At 66.4% G+C, this 19,325-nt stretch carries 19 protein-coding genes; 12 read left to right on the top strand and 7 right to left on the bottom strand.

Going from position 1 to position 19,325, the window contains the following annotated elements; all coding sequences use genetic code 11:
* Positions 1-49 precede the first annotated feature (49 nt).
* Together RMCB_RS33025 and RMCB_RS33030 are read left to right on the top strand one after the other, a co-directional pair.
* Positions 50-1,843 (top strand): putative nucleotidyltransferase substrate binding domain-containing protein, encoded by a 1,794-nt coding sequence (locus RMCB_RS33025; protein WP_051244162.1) that lies wholly within the window; start codon positions 50-52, stop codon positions 1,841-1,843.
* Between the two features lie 45 nt (positions 1,844-1,888).
* A complete protein-coding gene (locus tag RMCB_RS33030) occupies positions 1,889-2,671 on the top strand; it encodes an IclR family transcriptional regulator (protein ID WP_084388668.1) in 783 nt (260 codons plus the stop codon).
* Positions 2,672-2,680: 9 nt separating this feature from the next.
* Here the strand turns inward: RMCB_RS33030 and RMCB_RS33035 are convergent, their stop codons facing one another.
* From RMCB_RS33035 to RMCB_RS33045, 3 genes are all read right to left on the bottom strand, one after another.
* Positions 2,681-4,087, bottom strand: a complete 1,407-nt coding sequence (locus RMCB_RS33035) for a neutral zinc metallopeptidase (RefSeq protein ID WP_062832080.1) — start codon at positions 4,085-4,087, stop codon at positions 2,681-2,683.
* 72 nt (positions 4,088-4,159) lie between these two features.
* Positions 4,160-4,816 carry a DUF4333 domain-containing protein gene (locus tag RMCB_RS33040; protein WP_062832081.1) on the bottom strand — a complete coding sequence of 219 codons (657 nt, stop codon included), beginning with the start codon at positions 4,814-4,816 and terminating at the stop codon, positions 4,160-4,162.
* 28 nt (positions 4,817-4,844) lie between these two features.
* Positions 4,845-6,215: a neutral zinc metallopeptidase gene (locus RMCB_RS33045; RefSeq protein WP_234792331.1), complete on the bottom strand. Its 1,371-nt coding sequence runs from the start codon at positions 6,213-6,215 to the stop codon at positions 4,845-4,847.
* A gap of 177 nt (positions 6,216-6,392) precedes the next feature.
* Here RMCB_RS33045 and RMCB_RS33050 point away from each other — a divergent pair, with 177 nt between their 5' ends.
* The 3 genes from RMCB_RS33050 (at position 6,393) to RMCB_RS33060 (ending at position 9,362) form a co-directional block, all read left to right on the top strand.
* Positions 6,393-7,076: a nucleoside/nucleotide kinase family protein gene (locus RMCB_RS33050; RefSeq protein ID WP_407662168.1), complete on the top strand. Its 684-nt coding sequence runs from the start codon at positions 6,393-6,395 to the stop codon at positions 7,074-7,076.
* A 4-nt stretch (positions 7,077-7,080) separates the two neighbouring features.
* Entirely contained in the window at positions 7,081-8,061 is a 981-nt protein-coding gene (locus RMCB_RS33055) for a LacI family DNA-binding transcriptional regulator (RefSeq protein ID WP_062832083.1), read from the top strand.
* 95 nt (positions 8,062-8,156) lie between these two features.
* Entirely contained in the window at positions 8,157-9,362 is a 1,206-nt protein-coding gene (locus RMCB_RS33060) for a cytochrome P450 (protein WP_062832084.1), read from the top strand.
* Here RMCB_RS33060 and RMCB_RS33065 read toward each other — a convergent pair.
* The 3 genes from RMCB_RS33065 to RMCB_RS36175 form a co-directional block, all read right to left on the bottom strand.
* Positions 9,359-9,661, bottom strand: coding sequence for a hypothetical protein (locus tag RMCB_RS33065; protein WP_062832085.1), 303 nt, complete (start codon positions 9,659-9,661; stop codon positions 9,359-9,361). The genes RMCB_RS33060 and RMCB_RS33065 overlap by 4 nt on opposite strands.
* Positions 9,662-9,740: 79 nt before the next feature.
* Positions 9,741-11,246 (bottom strand): class I adenylate-forming enzyme family protein, encoded by a 1,506-nt coding sequence (locus RMCB_RS33070; protein WP_062832086.1) that lies wholly within the window; start codon positions 11,244-11,246, stop codon positions 9,741-9,743.
* A complete protein-coding gene (locus RMCB_RS36175) occupies positions 11,243-11,392 on the bottom strand; it encodes a hypothetical protein (RefSeq protein WP_165606359.1) in 150 nt (49 codons plus the stop codon). The genes RMCB_RS33070 and RMCB_RS36175 overlap by 4 nt, the downstream gene beginning before the upstream one ends.
* 182 nt (positions 11,393-11,574) lie before the next feature.
* Between RMCB_RS36175 and RMCB_RS33075 the strand changes: the two genes are divergently transcribed.
* From RMCB_RS33075 to RMCB_RS33090, 4 genes are all read left to right on the top strand, one after another.
* Positions 11,575-13,152 (top strand): methylmalonyl-CoA mutase family protein, encoded by a 1,578-nt coding sequence (locus RMCB_RS33075; protein ID WP_062832087.1) that lies wholly within the window; start codon positions 11,575-11,577, stop codon positions 13,150-13,152.
* 2 nt (positions 13,153-13,154) lie between these two features.
* Complete coding sequence (locus tag RMCB_RS33080; protein ID WP_062832088.1) at positions 13,155-13,553, top strand: cobalamin B12-binding domain-containing protein; 399 nt, start codon at positions 13,155-13,157, stop codon at positions 13,551-13,553.
* The gene (locus tag RMCB_RS33085; RefSeq protein ID WP_062832089.1) at positions 13,553-14,509 is read left to right on the top strand and encodes an LLM class F420-dependent oxidoreductase; all 957 of its coding nucleotides are present in this window, start codon (positions 13,553-13,555) and stop codon (positions 14,507-14,509) included. Before RMCB_RS33080 ends, RMCB_RS33085 begins: the two co-directional genes overlap by 1 nt.
* Positions 14,510-14,585: 76 nt before the next feature.
* Complete coding sequence (locus RMCB_RS33090; protein ID WP_062832090.1) at positions 14,586-15,635, top strand: CaiB/BaiF CoA transferase family protein; 1,050 nt, start codon at positions 14,586-14,588, stop codon at positions 15,633-15,635.
* Here the strand turns inward: RMCB_RS33090 and RMCB_RS33095 are convergent.
* Positions 15,620-15,940: a 2Fe-2S iron-sulfur cluster-binding protein gene (locus RMCB_RS33095; protein ID WP_062832091.1), complete on the bottom strand. Its 321-nt coding sequence runs from the start codon at positions 15,938-15,940 to the stop codon at positions 15,620-15,622. The two genes, RMCB_RS33090 and RMCB_RS33095, sit on opposite strands and share 16 nt — an antisense overlap.
* Positions 15,941-16,059: 119 nt before the next feature.
* On the opposite strand from RMCB_RS33095, the gene RMCB_RS33100 reads away from it, so the two are divergent.
* From RMCB_RS33100 to RMCB_RS33110, 3 genes are read left to right on the top strand one after another with little or no spacing between them, the layout of a single operon-like run.
* On the top strand, positions 16,060-17,451 hold the full coding sequence (locus RMCB_RS33100) for a class I adenylate-forming enzyme family protein (protein WP_062832092.1): 1,392 nt from the start codon (positions 16,060-16,062) through the stop codon (positions 17,449-17,451).
* Entirely contained in the window at positions 17,429-18,250 is an 822-nt protein-coding gene (locus tag RMCB_RS33105) for an acyl-CoA dehydrogenase family protein (protein WP_062832282.1), read from the top strand. Before RMCB_RS33100 ends, RMCB_RS33105 begins: the two co-directional genes overlap by 23 nt.
* On the top strand, positions 18,237-19,325 hold the full coding sequence (locus RMCB_RS33110) for an acyl-CoA dehydrogenase family protein (protein WP_062832093.1): 1,089 nt from the start codon (positions 18,237-18,239) through the stop codon (positions 19,323-19,325). The genes RMCB_RS33105 and RMCB_RS33110 overlap by 14 nt, the downstream gene beginning before the upstream one ends.

The raw sequence follows: 19,325 nt of genomic DNA on the forward strand, positions 1-19,325 counted from the left end.
CGCCGAGGACGTGGTCGCCTATCTGGGCGACCACGCACCGTTCCAGTCGATGGCGCCCGACGCCTTGGCTGAACTCGCCTCGGCGTCCACCACACATCATTTCGACGCCGGTGAGCTGATCACCGACTACACGATGCAGGTCCCCGACGAGGTCTGGATGCTGCGTGCCGGCCACGTCGTGTTGTTCGCCGGCGTGGGGGAGGGCGACGAGACCCTCGACACCGTCGAACCCGGCGGCATTTTCGGCGTCTATGCGTTGCTCACCGGCGGCAAGGTGCAATTCGCCGCGCGCGCAACCGAACCGAGCACGCTGTTGCGGCTGCCGGGAGAGCTGGTGCGGTCGGTGTTCGCCAATCCCGAGGGATTGTCGTACATCGCCTCCTCGGCGTGGGACCGGATCTCGGGCCGTAGCGTCGCGCAGCGGACTTCGCGCGCAGCGGTGGCCGATCTGGTGCGGGCCGAGCCGGTGCTCACCGCGGCCGAGACACCGATCCGCGATGCGGTGAAGTTGATGGCAGAGCGGCACTCCTCGTATGTCCTGATCCCGTTGCGGGACGGTGATTTCGGCATCTTCACCGACCGTGATCTGCGCACCCGGGTGGTTGCCGCAGGCATGGGTCTGGACACCCCGGTCGCGCATGCGATGAGCGCACCCGCGCACACCGTGACCGGTGATCGAGCCGGTGCGACCGTGCTGATGGAGATGCTGGAATTCGGCCTGCGGCACATGCCCGTGGTGGATCACGGCGGACGGGTGCTCGGTGTCGTCGAGGAGACCGATCTGGTCGCCTCGTCGACCCGGCAGAGCTTCGTGCTGCGCAGGGCCATCGCGTTCGCGACGAACACCGCCGAGCTGCAGGTCGCGGCACGGCGCATCACCGATCTCGGTGTCGACCTGTTTCGAGGTGGCACCGACGCCGCAGGTACGAGTGCGGTGATCTCGGTGGTGATCGACGCCGTCGTGCGCCGTGCGCTGGAACTGGAGATCGCCGATCAGACCGGGGCGTGGCGGCACCAGTTCGCGTGGCTCACCATGGGCAGCATTGCGCGGCGCGAGGCCATGCCCTCCTCCGACGTGGACAGCGCATTGTCGTGGTCGGACGAAATGTGTTCGGACAAAGGGCGGTTCCTGCGCATCGCGGCCGGTGTGCACACGACGCTGGACCACTGTGGGCTGCCCGCCGACACCAACGGCGCCGTCGCCTACAAGGCGCGCTTCGCGCGGTGCGCCTCGGAGTGGTCAACGGCAGCCGAAGGCTGGCTGGACAACCCGATGAAGGACCGCGGGCTGGTGATGTCGTCGTTGCTGCTCGATGCGCGCGTGGTCTGGGGCGACCCGGCGCTGCACACCGCGCCCGCGGCGTTCTCGCGGATGCCGGTCAACCATCCGCACGCGTTGCGGCTGCAGTTGCTGGATGCGCTGGCGGGCAAGGTGCGGCCCCGCTCGCTGCGCGATGTCGTCGCGCGCCGCGGCGGCACGTTCGACCTGAAGGCCCATGCGTTGACTCCGATCGTGAACCTCGCGCGGTGGGCCGGGTTGACCGTCGGGCTGGTGTCGGCCTCCACTCCGGCTCGACTGGCGGCCGGGGCCGGCAACGGGATCCTCTCCGAGGACGACGCAAACATCCTGCGCGAAGTGTTCGATCTGCTGCAGCGGCTGCGGATGGCCCATCAGATCGAACAGCTTGCCACCGGGTGCACCCCTGGCGACATCATCACCATGTCGGAGCTGTCGCCGCTGAACCGAAGTCTGCTCAACGACGGGGTCCGGGAGATCGCCGCGGTGCAGCGCCGGGTGCGCCAGACACTGTCCAATACGGTGTCGAGGTCGTCAGCAGGCTGACGGAAGACCCACATGCTCGCGCGGCACCTCTACACTGAACGTGTTATGAGTTTGCCCAGCACCAGCCGTCAGCCGGTCGCGGCCGTCCAGTCGGTGGACCGTGCCCTGCAGGTGCTGGAGATCCTGGCAAAGTTGCAGACGGCCGGGGTCACCGAGATCGCAGCCGAGATCGGCGTGCACAAATCCACGGTGTCGCGGCTGATCGCGGTCCTGGAATCGCGGGGTTTCGTCGAGCAGCTGACCGACCGCGGCAAATACCAGCTGGGCTTCTCGATCGTGCGGCTGGCGGGCTCGACCACCGCCAGGATGGACCTGGTCAAACAGTCCCAGGACATCTGCGATCAGGTCGCCGAGAAGACGGGCGAGACCACCAATATCGCGATCCTCGACGGCGACCGGATCATCAACGTCGTCGAATCCGTCGGCCGCGGTGAAATCGCGTTGCGCAGCTGGGTCGGCCAGAGCAACCCGGCGCACGCGACGTCCAGCGGCAAGATCCTGCTGGCGGCATTGCCGTCGTCGGAGGTGCGTGCGCGAGTAGGCCGCAAGCTGGAGTCGTATACCCCCGCCACCGTGACGGACTTCGGCCGTCTCTGTACCGAACTCGAGGCGGCGCGCGAACACGGTTGGGCGCCGACGCGCGAGGAACTGGAGACCGGGCTCAACGCGGTGGCTGCCCCCATTCGGGACCACAACGGATCGGTCATTGCCGCGCTGAGCATTTCGGGCCCGGCTTACCGGTTGGAGCAGTCGAGATTCGAAGAGGTCGCCCAGGTGGTCATGGGGGCTGCGACGCAGATCAGCCGCCGGATCGGCTATACCGGCTGACTGAGCCGCTCACGGAAAGCGTTGGTAGCACTGGTCTTCATCACCTTGCAGACCCGAGCGGTAGGCAAGGATGCGGGTGAAACCTGCGGGCAGCAATTTGCCGTTGACGTCGCTGGCGGCGAGGCCGTTCACCAGCAGCCCGGCGATGGCCTCGTCGGTGTCGCCGGGTGAGAGGGTGAGTTTTCCTCCGGGTTCGGCCATTTTGGCTTGGCCGACGCCCGTGAGGCAGCCGGTGCGCATCGCCGCGACGGGAGTATCCAGGCTCAGCCCCTTCTCGTGCTGAACGGCTAGTGCGTAGCGGGAGGTCAACACCGAGATCGCGGTGTTGTCGCCCTGCACCAACTGCTTCTGCTCTTCCTCGATCTTGGCCTGTCCCAAGGCCTGCAAGGCCGTGGTGTCGACGATGATCGTGTTGTTGGCCGGGCAGTACGACGCCGGCGGGGAGAGCTTGGCGTCGGGGCAGTCTTTGGCATCGGTGCTCAGGGTCGGCGGGTTCGACGGTGAGTAGATGTCGCCGAGCACCTCCATCAGGCTCTGGAGCGTGCCGGTATCCAGTGAGGTGTCGACCGGTTCGGTGTCGCCGTAGCTGTCGTACTCCAGGAAGTGCGGCAGGTCGCCCTGGCGCTTTTTGATCTCGTCCATGTCGATGGCCGCGCACTGGTCGCTGTTGCCGCTGAAACCGATTTGGAATGCACTGATCCGGTCCAGCGCCGAGCCGTGTCCGCGGGCCTTGCCGCCGCCTTCGTCCTCGGTCATCAGTGGGTCGCGCCCGTAGATGATGCCCGCCAGCACATGGTTGAGACCGTCCCCCGTACTGAGTTCGAAGCGGGGAGAGTGTCCCGCGGCCACCCACCGCAGATACACCCCGCCGAAGCAGTCGGCCTGCTGCTCGCGGACCAGGACCGGATCCTTGCGGCTCACGATGCCGGACTTGAACTGGATGGCGTGACCGTATTCGTGCGCGAGAATCCCGACGATTCCCATCGCGGTGAAGTACTGCAGTGCGACCGAGAACATCACGCCACGGTCCCAGGCGATCAGATCGTCGTTGTAGCAGAAGAACGCGTTGACTTTTCCGGCGGTCGCATTGCCGCACGTCTCCGGGGAACGGGGATCCTCCGAGTCGTAGGACACCAGTGCCTGCACGGGTTCGAAGGTTCCCGACAACGCCCCGGTGTAGTTCTTGCTCCAGAAATCTTCGATGTCGTCGACGGCCAGCGCCGCGATCTCGTCGATCTGACCGTGATCGCTGTTCTCGACGTCGCGGGTGGCCTGCGGGGCGTTCGGCCGCAGCCCGCTGTTGCCGTCGGTGACCGGCAGCCCGCCGACCCGATCCGGTTGAAACAACATCGATGTCGCCCGGCCCTGCACCACGTCGGCTCCGCACCCTGCGAGAAGCACTGTGCAGAAAGCCATCACGATCGTGGATCGCCACAGTGAGCGCAGCGTCGACAATTTCCCCGCCTTCCGAACGTCCGCTGATCCGGGTTAACGCGGACCGTCGACCGCGTAGGTGCCGCTGTCGTCGGTGAACTCGACGTTCACCTGTCGCGTCGCACCGTTGATCTGCACCTTGCACGTGAAACTGTTGTTGGTGGCGACCTTCGGATTCTGACCGTCGTTGCACTGGACCGAATCGACCTGGTTGGCTCCGTAGCCGTTGATGGGATCGCTGAGGATCTCCTTCACACCCGACTCGGCTTGTTTGACGTCGAGCACCTTGCTGCCGCCGAGAAGGTACTGCCACACCCCGAACCCTGCCCCGATCACCATGATGACGGCGACCGCCAGCCCTCCGATCAGCAGCCAGCGGTTGCCCGACGACTTGGTCGGTGCTGGTGCGGGATACGGCGGCTGGTTCTGTGGCTGGTTCGCCGGCTGGTTGTAGCCCTGCCCCCACGGAGCGGCCTGCGCGCCGTAGGGCTGCGGCGGTGAGCCGTACGGCTGTTGCTGCGGACTGTACGGCTGCTGCGGACTGTACGGCTGCCGGGGCGCACCATATGGATTGGCTTGTGCCGGTGCGGGATTCGACGGATTCGGATTCCAGTACGACTGCCCACCACCGGGGGCGGGTTGTTGTGGCGTCGACCCGGGCGCGGGGCTCGCTCCGCCCGGTTTGGCCCACCAAGGCTGGGGATCACTCATTGCATCTCCTTGTCAGAGGGTCGAACCGTCATGGGAAGCGTTGGTAGCACTCGTCTTCGGTGCCTTGCACGCCGGAGCGGTAGGCGAGGATACGGGTGAAGCCGGCCGGAAGCAGCGTGCCGTTGACATCGCTGGCGGCCAGTCCGTTGGTGAGCAGACCGGAGATGGCCTCGTCCGCATCACCGGGCGAGAGGGTGAGTTTCCCTCCGGGTTCGGCCATCTTGGCTTGGCCGACGCCGGTGAGGCAGCCGGTGCGCATGGCCGCGACGGGGGTGTCGATGCTCAGACCTTTGTCGTGCTGGACGGCGAGCGCGTAGCGGGAGGTGAACACCGAGATCGCAGTGTTGTCGCCTTGCAGCAGCACCTGCTGGTTGTCTTCATCCTTGGCTTGCGCCAGCTTCTTGAGCCCGGGAAGGTCGACGATGATGGTGTTGTTGGCCGGGCAGTAGGACGCCGGTGGCGAGAGTTTGGCGTCGGGGCAGTCTTTGGCGTCGGTGCTCAGGGTCGGCGGCTTCGACGGTGAGTAGATGTCGCCGAGGACGTCCATCAGGTTCTTGAGGGTGTCGGAATCGATCTCGGTGTCCACAGCTTGGGTGTCGCCGTACCCGTCGGGCTCGAGGAACTTGGGCAGGTCGCCCTGGCGCTTCTTGATCTCGTCCATGTCGATGGCCGCGCACTGGTCCACGTTGCCTGCGAAGCCGATCTGAAAGGCGCTGACCCGGTCCAGTGCCGAGCCGTGGGCGTTGTTCACGCCTCGGGTTGCTGCCGCCCGCTGGGTCTTGAGCTGATCGCGGATGTAGATCAGGCCGGCGAGCACGTGGTTGAGCCCGTCGCCGGTGCTGAGTTCGAAGCGTTTCGAATGCCCGGCGGCAACCCACCGCAGGTACACCCCGGCGAAGCAGTCGGCCTGTTGTTCGGCCACGAAGACAGGGTCGTTGTCGGTCAGGATTCCGGTCTTGTACTGGATCTCGTGGCCGTACTCGTGGGCCAGGATGCCAACCAGCGCCATCTCGCCGAAGTACTTGGATGCGGTCGGCACGATGACGCCGCGGTCCCAGGCGATCTCGTCCATGCCGGGGCCGTGACAGTAGCTCGCGTTGACCACCTTGTAGGACGGCGAGCCGCACATGTCCACGCTGTTGGGATCTCGGGAGTCGTAGGACAGCAGCGTCGTCACGGGTTCGAACCGCTTGGGCAGCGTCGAGTCGTTCTGACTCCAGAACTCTTCGATGTCGTCGATCGCCAGCAGCACCATGTGGTCGACGTCGCCGCCGTCGCTGTTGTCGGCCGATCGCTTGGGGTCGGGCGGATCGGGACGCAAACCACTGTGCCCGTTGGTGACGGGCAGACCACCGACCCGGTCGGGGTCGAACATCATCGACGTCGCGCGCCCCTGCACGACGGTGCCGCTGCACCCAGTCAGTAATGTCGCGCAACTCGCGAAGACGAGCAAAGGCCACCAGAACGAACGCCGAACCGACAACTGCCCCCCGCCTTCCCGACACGGTGTTCTCGTGCCCCTGGTGGGCAACGCAACGCCTCGAGTATCTCAGTATCGCGCCGGGTGGCGGGTCGGGTGTTTCGATCGCCCGCAAACGGCGACAATGGCGTCATCGAACACCACACATTGGATGATCTCGTCGCCCGCGTCGTCGCACACGCCGCGGGCCCGGGCACGTCCGTCGTCGGCATCGCCGGTCCGCCCGGTGCCGGCAAGACGACGCTCGCCGAGGCGCTTGTGGCGGCGGCCGCCGCGCAGCTGGGGAGCGCGGCTGTCGTGCACGTGCCGATGGACGGGTTTCACCTCGCCGATGTCGAGCTGCGCCGCCTCGGCAGGCTGGCCCGCAAGGGTGCACCCGACACCTTCGACGCCGCCGGGTATGCGGCACTGCTGCACCGAATCCGCCGGACCCGGACCGAGGTGGTCTATGCACCGGCTTTCGAGCGGGATCTGGAGCAGCCCATCGCCGGAGCCATCGGGGTCGGGCCCCAGGCCCGGGTGGTCATCACCGAGGGGAACTACCTTCTGCTCGACGCACCGCCGTGGCGGGCGGTGGCGGCGGAGATCGACGAGATCTGGTACTGCACAGTCGATGACGCCGTACGGGTGCGACGACTTGTCGATCGCCACGTCAGGTTCGGCAAGCCCGCAGAGGCGGCACGCCGCTGGGTGCGGGAGGTCGATGAGCCCAACGCCCGACTGGTCGCCGCCACCGCGAACCGCGCAGCCGGGGTCGTCAGCCTCGACATGCCACGATGACATCGTGAGCAGCGCCAGACCGACCAAAGCCGACGTCGCCCGGCTGGCCAAGGTTTCCACCGCGACAGTCAGCTATGTCCTGAACAACGTTGAAGGGCAGCGCATCTCGGAGCAGACCCGGGCCGCGGTGCGCAGTGCCGCCGCCGAACTGGGGTACCGCCCGAACCTCGCGGCCCGCAATCTCGCGGTCGGTGGCAGCGGGGTCGTGCTCTACGTCGTCGGTCGACTGTCGTTGGGCAATCTGCCGATCGAGGTCGGCAGCAAGCTAACCACCGCACTGGCGCGTCACGGGGTGGTGCTATCCCTGCAGTTCGAGACCGACGACGACCGTAATGTGGTGGACGCCATCGCCGATCTGAATCCGATGGCCGTCACCAGCACGTTCCCGCTGACCGGCGCTGCGCTGGCTGCGGTGACCGCGGCGGGCATACCGCAGATCCACCTGGGCAGTTCGCAATTGCACGCGATCGGCGAGCTGGACCGCAGCATCGGCGAGATGCGGGTCGGGCACCTGACGGAGCGTGGACATTCGCGGTTGGCGTTCGCCTACACCACCGAGGAGGAGCTGCGGCCGCTCGGCGACTACTGGCTCGTCGGGTTGCGTGCCGCGGCCGAGCGGCGTGCACTACCCGAGATCGAGGTCGCGAGTTTCGCGGCGGACGGATCGAACGCCGCGGACATCGTCGCCGGGTGGGCCGCGGCGGGGGTGACGGCGGTCTGTGCCCAGAGCGACGAGACGGCGTTCGTGGTGCTGCATGGTCTGCGTCGGGCCGGTCTGCGGTGCCCGCAGGACATGGCGGTGATCGGGGTGAACGCCATCGACTTGGGCGCGGTGAGCTTCCCGCCGCTGACGTCGGTCGCGTTCGACGCGAAGGCGATCGTCGACGTGGCGGTCGCGGCGATGATGTCCGAGCTGGGCTATCCCACCGACGTGGAGCCGAGCAGTGCGGGCGTGGCGATGCTGATCGAGCGCGACTCCACCTGACGCTCTGGACATGTCATGGTGAATGGGCGATGCTACTTACGCGCATAACCATCGCTATGTAAACTATGTTCTCGTAAACCGAGAGGTGTATTTCCGTGACAGCGAGTGCGACCCAGAAGGTGTACTTCGACCCCTACGACGTCGAGATCAACGCCAATCCGTATCCCACGTTCGCCCGGCTGCGCGACGAAGCGCCGCTGTACTACAACGAGCAGCATGACTTCTACGCGCTGAGCCGGTTTGCCGACGTCAACAAGGCGCTCGTCGACCATGAGACCTTCAGTTCGGCCCGCGGCGCCATCATCGAGCTGATCAAGGCCAACATCGACATCCCTTCGGGCGCACTGATCTTCGAGGATCCGCCGATCCACGACATCCACCGCAAGCTGCTGGCCCGCATGTTCACTCCCCGCAAGATCAATGCGCTCGAGCCGAAGATTCGTGAGTTCTGCGCGCAGTCCCTCGACCCGCTTGTGGGCGCGGGCAGGTTCGACTTCATCACCGACTTCGGAGCCATGATGCCGATGCGCATGATCAGCGCGCTGCTGGGCATTCCGGAGGGCGATCAGGAGATGATCCGAGACCACGGCAACGAGCAGCTGAGGACCGAGGCGGGCCAGCCCATGAAGGCCGCCAAGGAAGGGCTGGTCGACGGGTCGATCTTCGAGGCCTACATCGACTGGCGCAAGGACAACCCGTCCGATGACATCATGACCGACCTGCTCAACGTCGACTTCACCGACGAGCATGGCGTCACCCGCAAGCTCACCCGCGAGGAACTACTGATCTACATCAATGTGGTGGCGGGAGCGGGCAACGAGACCACCACGCGGCTGATCGGCTGGGCGGCAAAGGTTTTGGCCGAGCATCCGGACCAGCGGCGACAACTCGTCGAGAACCCGGGGCTGATCCCGCAGGCGGTGGAGGAGCTGCTGCGCTTCGAGCCGCCCGCCCCGCATGTGGCCCGGTACGTGACCCGCGACGTGGAGTTCTACGGTCAGACCGTGCCCGAGGGCAGCGTGATGATGCTGCTGATCGGCGCGGCGGTCCGCGACAGCCGCCAATTCCCGCCCGACGGTGAGGTTTTCGACATCCACCGCGAACAGCGTCAGCACCTGGCGTTCAGCGTCGGCACCCACTACTGCCTGGGTTCGGCGCTGGCCCGGCTGGAGGGCCGCATCGCGCTCGAGGAGATCCTCAAGCGCTTCCCGGTGTGGGAGGTGGACCTGGACAACGCCGCGTTGTCACCGACTTCCACGGTGCGCGGCTGGGATTCCATGCCCGCCTTCGTGGCGATCTAGTCGCTGGCGGGCAGCGGCTTCGCCTCCTTGAGATTCAGCACGGTGGTGCCGATCGACAGGGTGCCGGCGCCCGCCTTGGTGACCAGCACCTCGGCGCCGTCGTCGTCGACGTAGCGTTTGCCCATCAGATTCCCGTCGGCGAAAGCGGGGTCGAGCCTGGCGCCCGAATCCTTTTCGGCGTCAAGGGCGATCATCGGGACACCGCCTGCGCGCAGATCATCGAGGCTCGCGGCGCTGCGCACCACGATCACCTGGGTGTCGCACACCTGGCTCTGCAGGCGGGTGCCGTTCTTGATCATGTTGGCTCCTTGGTGGTTGGGCTGCCTGGACGCGAATGTGAATCCGCTGCGAGATTCTGGCCGATTCTTCGCCGACGATTCACGCTCGCGGAACGGGTGGTACCGGCTGAAGCTCGTCGACGAGCTGGCGGCGCAGCACCTTGCCGGTGGCGTTGGTGGGTAGTTCGTCGCGGAACACCACCCGGTCGGGGGTGCGGGAACCGCGCAGTTGCGCACGCACGTGCTCCCGCAACTCGTCGGGATCGGGCGAAGCGCCTTCGGCAGGCACCACCACAGCGACGATGATCTGCCCCCACTGCGGATCCTCCGGTCCCACCACGGCGACATCGCGCACCGCGGGATGCTCGACGAGCACATCCTCGATCTCGGCCGGGGCGATGTTCTCGCCGCCGCGGATGATGGTGTCGTCGGAGCGGCCGCCGATGAACAGGTAGCCGTCCTCGTCCAGCAGCGCAACGTCTTTGGTGGGAAACCAGCCTTCGGCGTCGAGCACCGAGCCGATGTCGGTGTAGCGGCCGGAAACCTGTTCGCCCCGCACGAACAGCTCGCCGGTCTCGCCGGGGCCGAGTACGGTGCCGTCGCCGGCGCGGATCTGCACCTCGATGCCTGGCACCACCTTGCCCACCGATCCGAGCCGCCGGGCCACGGCCGGGTCGTCGCTGGCCGCCGCCGCACGGTGGTCCTCGGGGCCCAGAACGGCGATGGTCGAACTGGTTTCGGTGAGTCCGTAGGCGTTGACGAACCCGACGTCGGGCAGCAGCTGCAACGCCTTGCGGACCAACGGCAATGCGACCTTGGAACCGCCGTAGGCCAGATTGCGCAGCGTCGTCAGTGTGCTGTCGGACGCCTCGAGGGCGGTGACGATGCGGTCCAGCATGGTCGGCACGACGGTCGCGGTGGTCACGCCCTCGGACCGCGCCAGCTCGACCCAGCGATTCGCGTCGAAGGTCCGCAGGTACACCATCTTGCGGCCGGCGTAGAGATTCGACATTGCTGCCCCGACGCCGGCGATGTGATATGGCGGTACGCAGATCAGTGCGGCGTCTTCCGGTGCGGCCGAGTCGAATTCGACTGTCCCGGTGATGTAGCTGGTGAGGTTGTTGTGGGTGAGCTCGACGGCCTTGGGACGCGACGTGGTGCCGGAGGTGAACAGCACCACCGCGACGGCGTCGGGATCGACGAATTCCGATACGGGCTCGGACTGGCCGGCCGCGGCGAGGAACTCCTCGGAGGTGACGACCTGTTTGCCTGCACCGGCCACGATGTCGGCATACTCGGCGTCGGCGACGACGAGCGGTTCGGCAAGCCGGTCGATGAGTTCGCGCAGACCGTCGGCGCTGAGTCGGTAGTTGAGCGGGGTGAACGGCACTCCGGCGCGCGCAGAGGCGAACAGTAAAAGGGGCAGGAGCGCGCCGCCGGTGCCGACGTAGGCCACGTGGGCCGCGCGGGACGCCGCGATGACGCCCGCGCCTCCGTCGGCCAGAGCGCTCAATTCCCCAGCGGTGAGGCGGATATCGTCGGATACCACCGCGGTGCGGTCCGGGTTGCCCGAGGCCGCCATCTCCAGCAGCAGCGAAATGCTCATAGGCCCTGACTCGGTGCGTCGGCGAAGAGATCGATGATCGCATCCTGCTCGCCCCGGTAACGGGACAGGTGGACGGCGGCGGTCGCGATGTGGGCCTCTGGCCATAGGTGGCTGAAACCGGTGAATGACTGCTGTTGGCTGGGCATGGGCCTCCTCGCGCACTGCCAGTCCTCTGATGGTATTGCCATTCTCATTTTTAGCAAGTCGCGTAATCGCGGCGTGATGCCGGTGGGCTGGGCGCGATCGGGGCGCCTCATGGCACTGCACGGGGGCAATTTCCTTGAGGCGGTATTGGCATTCTCATTTTTCGCAAGTACGTTATCCACTGATGAGCGATGACGTACAGACCCCGTCGGGCATCCCGCTGGCGCCCGTGTACGGACCGGAGGACCGGTCCGGCGAGCCACCGGCGCCGGGTGCCTATCCGTTCACCCGTGGCAACTTTGCTTCCGGATACCGCGGCAAGACCTGGACTTTCCGGCAGTACTCCGGCTTCGGCACCGCCGAGGAGTCCAACCGCCGATACCGCTACCTGCTCGACCAGGGCGGAACAGGCCTGTCCGTGGCGCTGGACTTGCCCACCCAATGTGGCTACGACTCCGACGACGACGAGTACGGAGAAGAGGTCGGCCGTGTGGGTGTCGCCGTGGACACCCTTGCCGATGCCGAGATCCTGTTCGACGGCATCCCGCTGGACGCGATCAGCACGAGCTTCACCATCAACGGCACCGCTGCGATTCTGTTGGCCTTCTACGTCGCCGCGGCCGAACGCAGGGGCGTGCCGCGCGCAAAGCTCACCGGAACCATCCAGAACGACATCCTCAAGGAGTACGCGTCGCGTGGCACCTGGATCTGGCCACCGGAACCGTCACTGCGGCTGATCGCCGACACCATCGAGTTCTGCGCGGCCGAGGTGCCGCGGTTCAATGCGATCTCGGTGGCCGGGGCCCACTTCCGCGACGCCGGAGCCAACGCGGTACAGGAGATGGCCTTCACCCTGGCCGATGGCGTCACGTACTGCGACACGGTGGTCGAGCGCGGCCGGATGAGCATCGACAAGTTCGCCCCGCAGATCTCGTTCTTCTTCTACACCCACGGCGACTTCTTCGAGGAAATCGCCAAATACCGTGCAGGCAGACGGCGGTGGGCCACCATCGTGCGGGAACGCTACGGCGCCACGACCGACAAGGCGTCGATGTTCCGATTCGGATGTGTGTCCGGCGGTGCCTCGTTGTACGCCCCGCAGGCGCAGAACAACCTGGTGCGCGTCGCCTACGAAGCTCTCGCGTCGGTGCTCGGCGGCGTGCAGTCGATGTTCACCGCGGCGTGGGACGAGCCGTTTGCGCTGCCCAGCGAGGAATCCGCGACGCTGGCCCTGCGCACCCAGCAGATCCTGGCCTACGAGACCGGCGTCACCAAAGTTGCCGATCCGCTGGGTGGTTCGTACTTCGTCGAAGCCCTGACCGATGCCACCGAGGCCAAGATCATCGACATCATGTCCGATCTGGAGGCGCACGGCGGCATGGTGCGCTGCATCGAAGACGGCTATCTGCAGGGCCTGATCGCCGACGAGGCCTTCAAGATTCACAACGAGATCGAGTCGGGCGAGCGGCCGGTTGTCGGGGTCAACAGGTTTGTCGTCGACGAGCCGGCTCCGGACCTCGCGACCTACGAGCTCGACGCCGAAGGGCGCGACCTGCAGCTCAAACGGCTCAGCAAGGTCAAGGCCGAACGGGATGCGGCAGCGGTCGCGGAAAGTCTTGCCGCGCTCAAGCGCTCCGCGGAAGGGACCGACAATCTGATGCACAAGCTGATCGACTGCGCCAACGCGTATTGCACGGTGGGGGAGATGGTCTCCGGGCTCAAAGAGGTGTGGGGCGAGTTCCGGCAGCCGGTGGTGTTCTAGGTATGGCTACCCGAGTTCTTGTCGCCAAACCGGGGCTCGACGGCCATGACCGGGGCGCCAAGATCGTGGCGCGCACCCTGCGCGATGCCGGGTTCGAGGTCATCTACACCGGTATCCGGCAGCGCATCGAGGACATCGTATCCATCGCCTTGCAGGAAGACGTCGCGTTGGTGGGTCTTTCGATCCTCTCCGGGGCCCATGTCGCGCTCACCGCTCGAACCGTCGAAGCGCTGCGGGCGGCCGACGCCGGCGACATCGCGGTCGTGGTCGGGGGCACCATCCCGCAGGGCGATGTGCAGAAACTGCTGGATGCCGGTGCGGCAGCGGTGTTTCCGACCGGCACCGCACTCGAGGAGTTGGTGACCGAGGTTCGCGCGCTCACAGAGAAGGTTTCAGGCTGATGCGTCTTGGCGTCATGATCGGGGCGGAGCGCGGCGACATGGCGCGCAAGGTCTCCAAGCTGGTCTCCGATATTCGATGGGCCGAATCGGCGGGTCTGGACAGTGCGTGGATGCCCCAGGTGCCCAACGACTTCGACTGTCTCACCATGGTCGCGTTGATGGCGGCGAACACGTCGCGCATCGAACTCGGCACCGCGGTGGTGCCCCTGCAGGCGCAGCATCCCGTTGCGTTGGCCCGCCAAGCCCTTTCGGTGCACGCCATGTCGGCGGGCCGGCTGGCCCTGGGCGTCGGCCCGTCACACCACTGGATCATTCGCGACATGCTCGGGCTGCCCTACGAGAAGCCGGCCGCCTACACCCGCGACTATCTGCAGGTGTTGAACGCCGCGCTCGCCGGGCCGGGAGATGTTGACGTGGAAAACGATTCGTTCACGGTGCACAACCCCACGGCGCTCGGGGCGGATACGCCGATGCCGGTGCTGGTGTCCGCGCTGGGCCCGGTGATGCTGCAGATCGCCGGCGAGTACGCCGACGGCACGTCGCTGTGGATGGCCGACGAGAAAGCCATCGGCGAACACATCGCGCCGAGGATCACCAAGGCCGCCGCCGACGCGGGTAGGCCTGCACCGCGCATCGTCGCAGGTATCCCGGTCACGCTGTGCGCCAACTCCGAGATCGAGACCGCCAAGGACCGGGCCAATCGCGTGCTGGCCGAGGCGGAGACATCGCCCAACTACCAGCGACTGCTGGACCGCGGGCAGGCCCGCAATGTCGGAGATCTGTGTGCGTCCGGTGACGAGGAGTCAATCCTGAAGCGGTTCAAGCGGTTCGCCGATGCCGGTGTCACGGACTTGTCGGTGCGGCTGTTGCCGATCGGAGAGACTCGTGACGAGTTGATCGCGTCGAAGCACCGTACACGCGATGTGATCGCCGAACTCGCGAAGCGCCTGCGATGAGTGCCGGCCCGCGCCGAAACTACGCTTTGTGGCGACTTTTCGGTCTTATCGCGGCAAAACCCGTAGTCTCGGCGACATGACAGCGCCGCTGGCGGGTGTCCGCATCATCGAGGTCGGCGTCATGCTGGCCGGCCCTTACGCGACCATGATGTTGGCGGATCTGGGCGCCGAGGTGATCAAGGTCGAGCCGCCCGGTGGCGAAATCTCCCGGCAGGTCAGCGATAGTTACTTCGCGAGCCTGAACCGCGGTAAGCGCAGTATCTGCCTGGACCTCGCGGCGGCCGACGGCAGAGCGAAACTGGCTGAACTGGTTGTCGATTCGCATGCCCTGCTGGTCAACATGAAGCCGTCGGTGATTCGCAGACTCGGTCTCACCTATGAGTCCCTGCGGCAGGTCAATCCCCAGATCGTCTGTGTGGCGATGACGGGCTTCGGGCTGGACGGGGGAGATGACCCGGCGTTCGACTACGTGATCCAGGCGGCCACCGGGGTGGCGGCTATGACAGGTGACCCTGACGGTCCACCCACCCTGCCCGGTTATTCGTCGGCGGACAATTCGACCGGGCTGACCGCTGCGCTGGGGCTCTTGGCGATGATCGTGGCCGGCCGGGGCGGCCAGGTGGACGTCTCGCTGCGCGACGTCATGCTCTCGCAGCTGAACTATCGCGCTGCGGCGTATCTCAACGACGGCACAGAGCCGCGGCGGTACCCGTTCGGTGCCCACTCGTATTATGTTCCCGCGCAGCTCTTTCCCACCGCTGATGGCTACCTGGCGCTGTTCGTCACGCACGACGGGTTCTGGAGATCGTTCGCGAACGAGGCAAAGGTCGACGGCTTCGCGACCATGGCCGAGCGCGCCGCGCGGCGCGACGAGGTCCTCAGTGTGGTGACCGCGGCGCTGGCCACCGACACCGCGCTCGGTTGGGAAGCGCGTCTCAAACCGCTGGGCATCCCGGCGGCGGCCGTGCGGACCCTGCCTGAGGCGTTGGCCCAGACGCCGCAGGCCGTGGTCACCGCCGGGGCTTTCCGATTGGTGGGCAGCCCTATTCGCATTACCGGATATGCGCCCGACTACCGCCCGGCGCCGGCGCTCGACGAGCGCTCGGCGGCTCAATCCTCGTCGTAGGAGACCGTGACCTGATCGCAGTCGGGGATCGCCTGGCAGGTCAGCACGTAGCCGTCGGCGACCTCGTCGTCGTCCAACGCGTCGTTGACCCGCATGGTCGCGGTGCCCTCGAGGAGTTTGGCCATGCAGGTGCCGCAGTTGCCCGCCTCGCAGGAGAACGGTGGCGTCATCCCGGCGCGGCGCGCGCTTTCCAGCAGCGTTTCGCCCGGTCGCCGCGGTACGGACGCCTGTTCGCTGTCGAACATGATCGTCACCTGGCCTCCGGTTTCGCTGGCGGCCGTGGCGGACATCGGTTCTGCCGTCATGTGACTCCCTGTGCACTATCATTCTGACCCAGCGAGAATATCATTCTCAATAAATGATAGTATCTTCTCAACCGTCCGGCAGGACGATCTAACTACGGAGAGGTCGGCGAAGGTGTCCGATGGGTCGAGTCGTGGCTGACGCCGTCGCGCTCGCGTACGGAGACCGCGTGTACACCCGCGCCGAACTTGCCGCGCACACCGGCGCAGCGGCTCAGACGTTGCGCCGCCGGGGAGTCGCCCGCGGCGACCGCGTGGCGCTGATGTCGGCCAACCGACCAGAGTTCGTGACCGCCTTGCAGGCCATCTGGACCCTCGGCGCCGCCGCGGTGTTGCTCAGCCCGGCCTGGAAAGCCGGCGAGGTGGCCCACGCTCTGGCGCTGACCGCTCCCGGACGTGCGCTGGGCGACCACGATGTACTGGCTGCGCAGATGCCGATGCTGCCACTCGATGAACTGATCGGCGCACCAGCAGACGCCGAGCCCTGGGCGTACGAGGGGCCCGAACCCGACGCCGACGCACTGTTCGTGTTCAGCTCCGGCACCACGGGCATGCCCAAGGCGGTACGGCACACCCACCGCGGTTTCGCCGCGGCGATTCGGCACTGGCGGTCAGCGCTGGGCCTGACTGCCGCCGACCGGCTGCAGATCATGACGCCACCGTCGCACATCCTGGGACTGCTCAACATCGCGACCGCACTCGACACCGGGGCCTGGATCCGGCTGCATCAGCGCTTCGATGTCGAAACGATGTTGAGCCACATCGAATCCGACCGGATCACGATCGAAATGGCCGTGGCACCGATTGCCTTGGCGCTCGCCGCGCATCCTCACCTGGAGCGCTATGACCTGTCGTCACTGCGCTACCTCATGTGGTGCGCCACGCCGCTCGCCCGCAGCGTCGCCGACACGGTCACCGCCCGGTGCGGGGTCAATTGGGTGACCGCTTACGGTGCGACCGAGCTTCCGGTCATATCGTGTAATCCCTTGCGTGGTGGGCGCATTGACACCGTGGGACGGCCCGCAGCCGGGGTCAGCGTCCGGATCGGCGACGGCGGGGAGATACAGGTGTGCTCCGATTCGGTGATGGCCGGTTACCTGCCTGCCGAGGCCGGCGCCGACGCGTTCTGCGATGGGTGGTATCGCACCGGCGACATCGGCCACCTCGATGACGGCTTTCTCCACATCACCGACCGCAGCAAGGAAATGGTCAAGGTGCGGGGATTTCAGGTCGCTCCCGCCGAGGTCGAGGCCGCTCTGCACGGCCATCCGGCGGTCGCGGAATGCGCCGTGTTCGGCGAATCCGATCCGGTCGACGGAGAGGCCGTCGTCGCTGTCGTGGCAGTCACGTCCGCGGTGACAGCCGCGGAACTCATCGAGCATGTCGGGGACCGGCTGGCGTCGTACAAACGGCCCGCCCGGGTGGAGTTCGTCACCGAAATACCCCGATTACCGTCCGGAAAGGTATTGCGACGAGTGTGCAAGGAGCGGCATGGACGTCCGTCTGACGGCTGAACAGCAGCAGCTGCGCGAGGCCGCAGCCAAGCTCGCCGACGATCTCGGACCCGGTGCGGTCCAGGAGTTGTCGGATGACGGGCGGATCGCCCGGCTGGAGAGCACCGTGGCCGCCACCGAATGGCGGTCGCTGCGTTCCGACGGAGCCTCCGGGGTCGAGGTGGCGATCGTCGCCGAGGAGTTCGCGCGCGGGCTGGTCGATGTGCCGTTCCTCGGACCGGTCCTCGCCGACGATCTGTCGCGCCGGCTCGGGCGGGCGGTGCCGGTCTCTGCAGGCGTCGCAGGCACCGCGGGGGTGGATCTGACCCGCAGCAGCGCCGGGGTGATCGAAACACCTGGCGAACTCGGCGAATTGGCCGCCGAGGATTCGCAGCGGTGGTATGCGCTGGCGTTGGCGGCCAGCGCGGCCGACCTCCTCGGAGCGGCTCGCGGCGCCCACGCTCTGGCCTGTGATTACGCGAAAGTTCGTGAGCAGTACGGCTCGACGATCGGCTCATACCAAGCGATCGCGCACATGCTGGCCGAAGGGCTGGCGCTGATCGAAGGGTCCATCAGCGTGCTGCGACATGCCGCGTGGGGCGTCGACGAACTGCCGGCGGACGAGGCCGTGCAGGCCGCGCGCATCGCCAAGATCTATTGCGCGCGGGCCGCCCGCACGGTGTGTGAGACCGCGATCCAGGTGCACGGCGGCATCGGAAACACCTGGGAATGCCTGGCGCACGTGTATCTGCGCCGCGTTCTGACATCGACCGGACTGTGGCCCGTCGGACTGGAGGATATCGATCTTGGACTTTCGTGATTCACCCGAAGAAGCGGCCTTCCGGGACCGACTCCGCACGTGGCTGGCCGACAACGCCGCGTCGTTCAAGGCCTCCGGCGACGAGTACTGGGCGCAACAGGGAACATGGCACCAAGCCCTTTATGCCGCAGGCTTTTTCGGAACATCGTGGCCCAAGGAGTTCGGCGGGCAGGAGCTGGCGCCGGTCTACGACGTCATCGTCGACGAGGAACTCGCCCGCGCAGGCGCCCCACCACGGCCCAGCCTCGGCTACCTGGTGGTGGGGTTGGGACATCACGGCAGCAAGGAACTGCAGCAGCGGTTCCTGCCAGGGATGATCAAGGGCACCGAGCGCTGGTGCCAAGGATTCTCCGAGCCCGGAGCCGGGTCTGATCTGGCGTCGTTGATCACCACGGCAACCCGCGACGGTGACAACTACATCATCAACGGGCACAAGATCTGGACCAGTTACTCCGATGTCGCGGACTGGTGCCTGGTGCTGGCGCGCACGGACATGGATGTGGCGCGGCACAAGGGCATTTCGGCGTTCATCGTGTCGATGCACCAGGACAGCATCGAGCAGCGCCCGCTGCAGATGATCAACGGTGTCACCACCGAATTCGGTCAGGTGACCTTCGATGGTGCGGTCGTGCCCGCATCGCACATGGTCGGCGAGCCGGGTGACGGGTGGCGCCTTGCGATGACGGTCGTCAGCCACGAGCGGGAGCCGTCGACGCTGGGATACTCCGCGCGGTACGGAAAGCTGTTGCGGGAGATGGCGTCTCGCACGGGTGGCGAGGTTCCGGACGAGCTGACGTGGGCTGCGGTCCAAGCCGAGATGCTGCGCCTGCACGTCCGTCGACGGCTGTCCGAACAGCTCGACGGCATCAACCACGGGCCGCAGGGGTCGTTGGACAAGCTGTTGATGACCTGGGTGGAGCAATCCGTCGGCCATGCCGCGCTGGCCGTCAGCGGCACCCGTGATCCCGAACTGCTCAGCGCCTATCTCTACAGCCGCGCGCAGAGTGTCATGGGTGGCACATCGCAGATCCAGAAGAACATCATCGCGTCGCGAATTCTCGGATTGGGGGTCTGA

Source organism: Mycolicibacterium brisbanense, from assembly GCF_001570425.1.
GTDB lineage: Bacteria > Actinomycetota > Actinomycetes > Mycobacteriales > Mycobacteriaceae > Mycobacterium > Mycobacterium brisbanense.

Excerpts from the sequence above, each read along its gene's own strand:
- RMCB_RS33030 (WP_084388668.1), top strand. The coding sequence starts at position 1,889 with ATGAGTTTGCCCAGCACCAGCCGTCAGCCGGTCGCGGCCGTCCAGTCG.
- RMCB_RS33065 (WP_062832085.1), bottom strand. The coding sequence starts at position 9,661 with ATGATCAAGAACGGCACCCGCCTGCAGAGCCAGGTGTGCGACACCCAG.
- RMCB_RS33090 (WP_062832090.1), top strand. The coding sequence starts at position 14,586 with ATGACAGCGCCGCTGGCGGGTGTCCGCATCATCGAGGTCGGCGTCATG.
- RMCB_RS33080 (WP_062832088.1), top strand. The coding sequence starts at position 13,155 with ATGGCTACCCGAGTTCTTGTCGCCAAACCGGGGCTCGACGGCCATGAC.
- RMCB_RS33085 (WP_062832089.1), top strand. The coding sequence starts at position 13,553 with ATGCGTCTTGGCGTCATGATCGGGGCGGAGCGCGGCGACATGGCGCGC.
- RMCB_RS33070 (WP_062832086.1), bottom strand. The coding sequence starts at position 11,246 with ATGAGCATTTCGCTGCTGCTGGAGATGGCGGCCTCGGGCAACCCGGAC.
- RMCB_RS36175 (WP_165606359.1), bottom strand. The coding sequence starts at position 11,392 with ATGCCCAGCCAACAGCAGTCATTCACCGGTTTCAGCCACCTATGGCCA.
- RMCB_RS33075 (WP_062832087.1), top strand. The coding sequence starts at position 11,575 with ATGAGCGATGACGTACAGACCCCGTCGGGCATCCCGCTGGCGCCCGTG.
- RMCB_RS33040 (WP_062832081.1), bottom strand. The coding sequence starts at position 4,816 with ATGAGTGATCCCCAGCCTTGGTGGGCCAAACCGGGCGGAGCGAGCCCC.
- RMCB_RS33105 (WP_062832282.1), top strand. The coding sequence starts at position 17,429 with ATGGACGTCCGTCTGACGGCTGAACAGCAGCAGCTGCGCGAGGCCGCA.
- RMCB_RS33025 (WP_051244162.1), top strand. The coding sequence starts at position 50 with ATGGCGCCCGACGCCTTGGCTGAACTCGCCTCGGCGTCCACCACACAT.
- RMCB_RS33035 (WP_062832080.1), bottom strand. The coding sequence starts at position 4,087 with ATGGCTTTCTGCACAGTGCTTCTCGCAGGGTGCGGAGCCGACGTGGTG.
- RMCB_RS33100 (WP_062832092.1), top strand. The coding sequence starts at position 16,060 with ATGGGTCGAGTCGTGGCTGACGCCGTCGCGCTCGCGTACGGAGACCGC.
- RMCB_RS33095 (WP_062832091.1), bottom strand. The coding sequence starts at position 15,940 with ATGACGGCAGAACCGATGTCCGCCACGGCCGCCAGCGAAACCGGAGGC.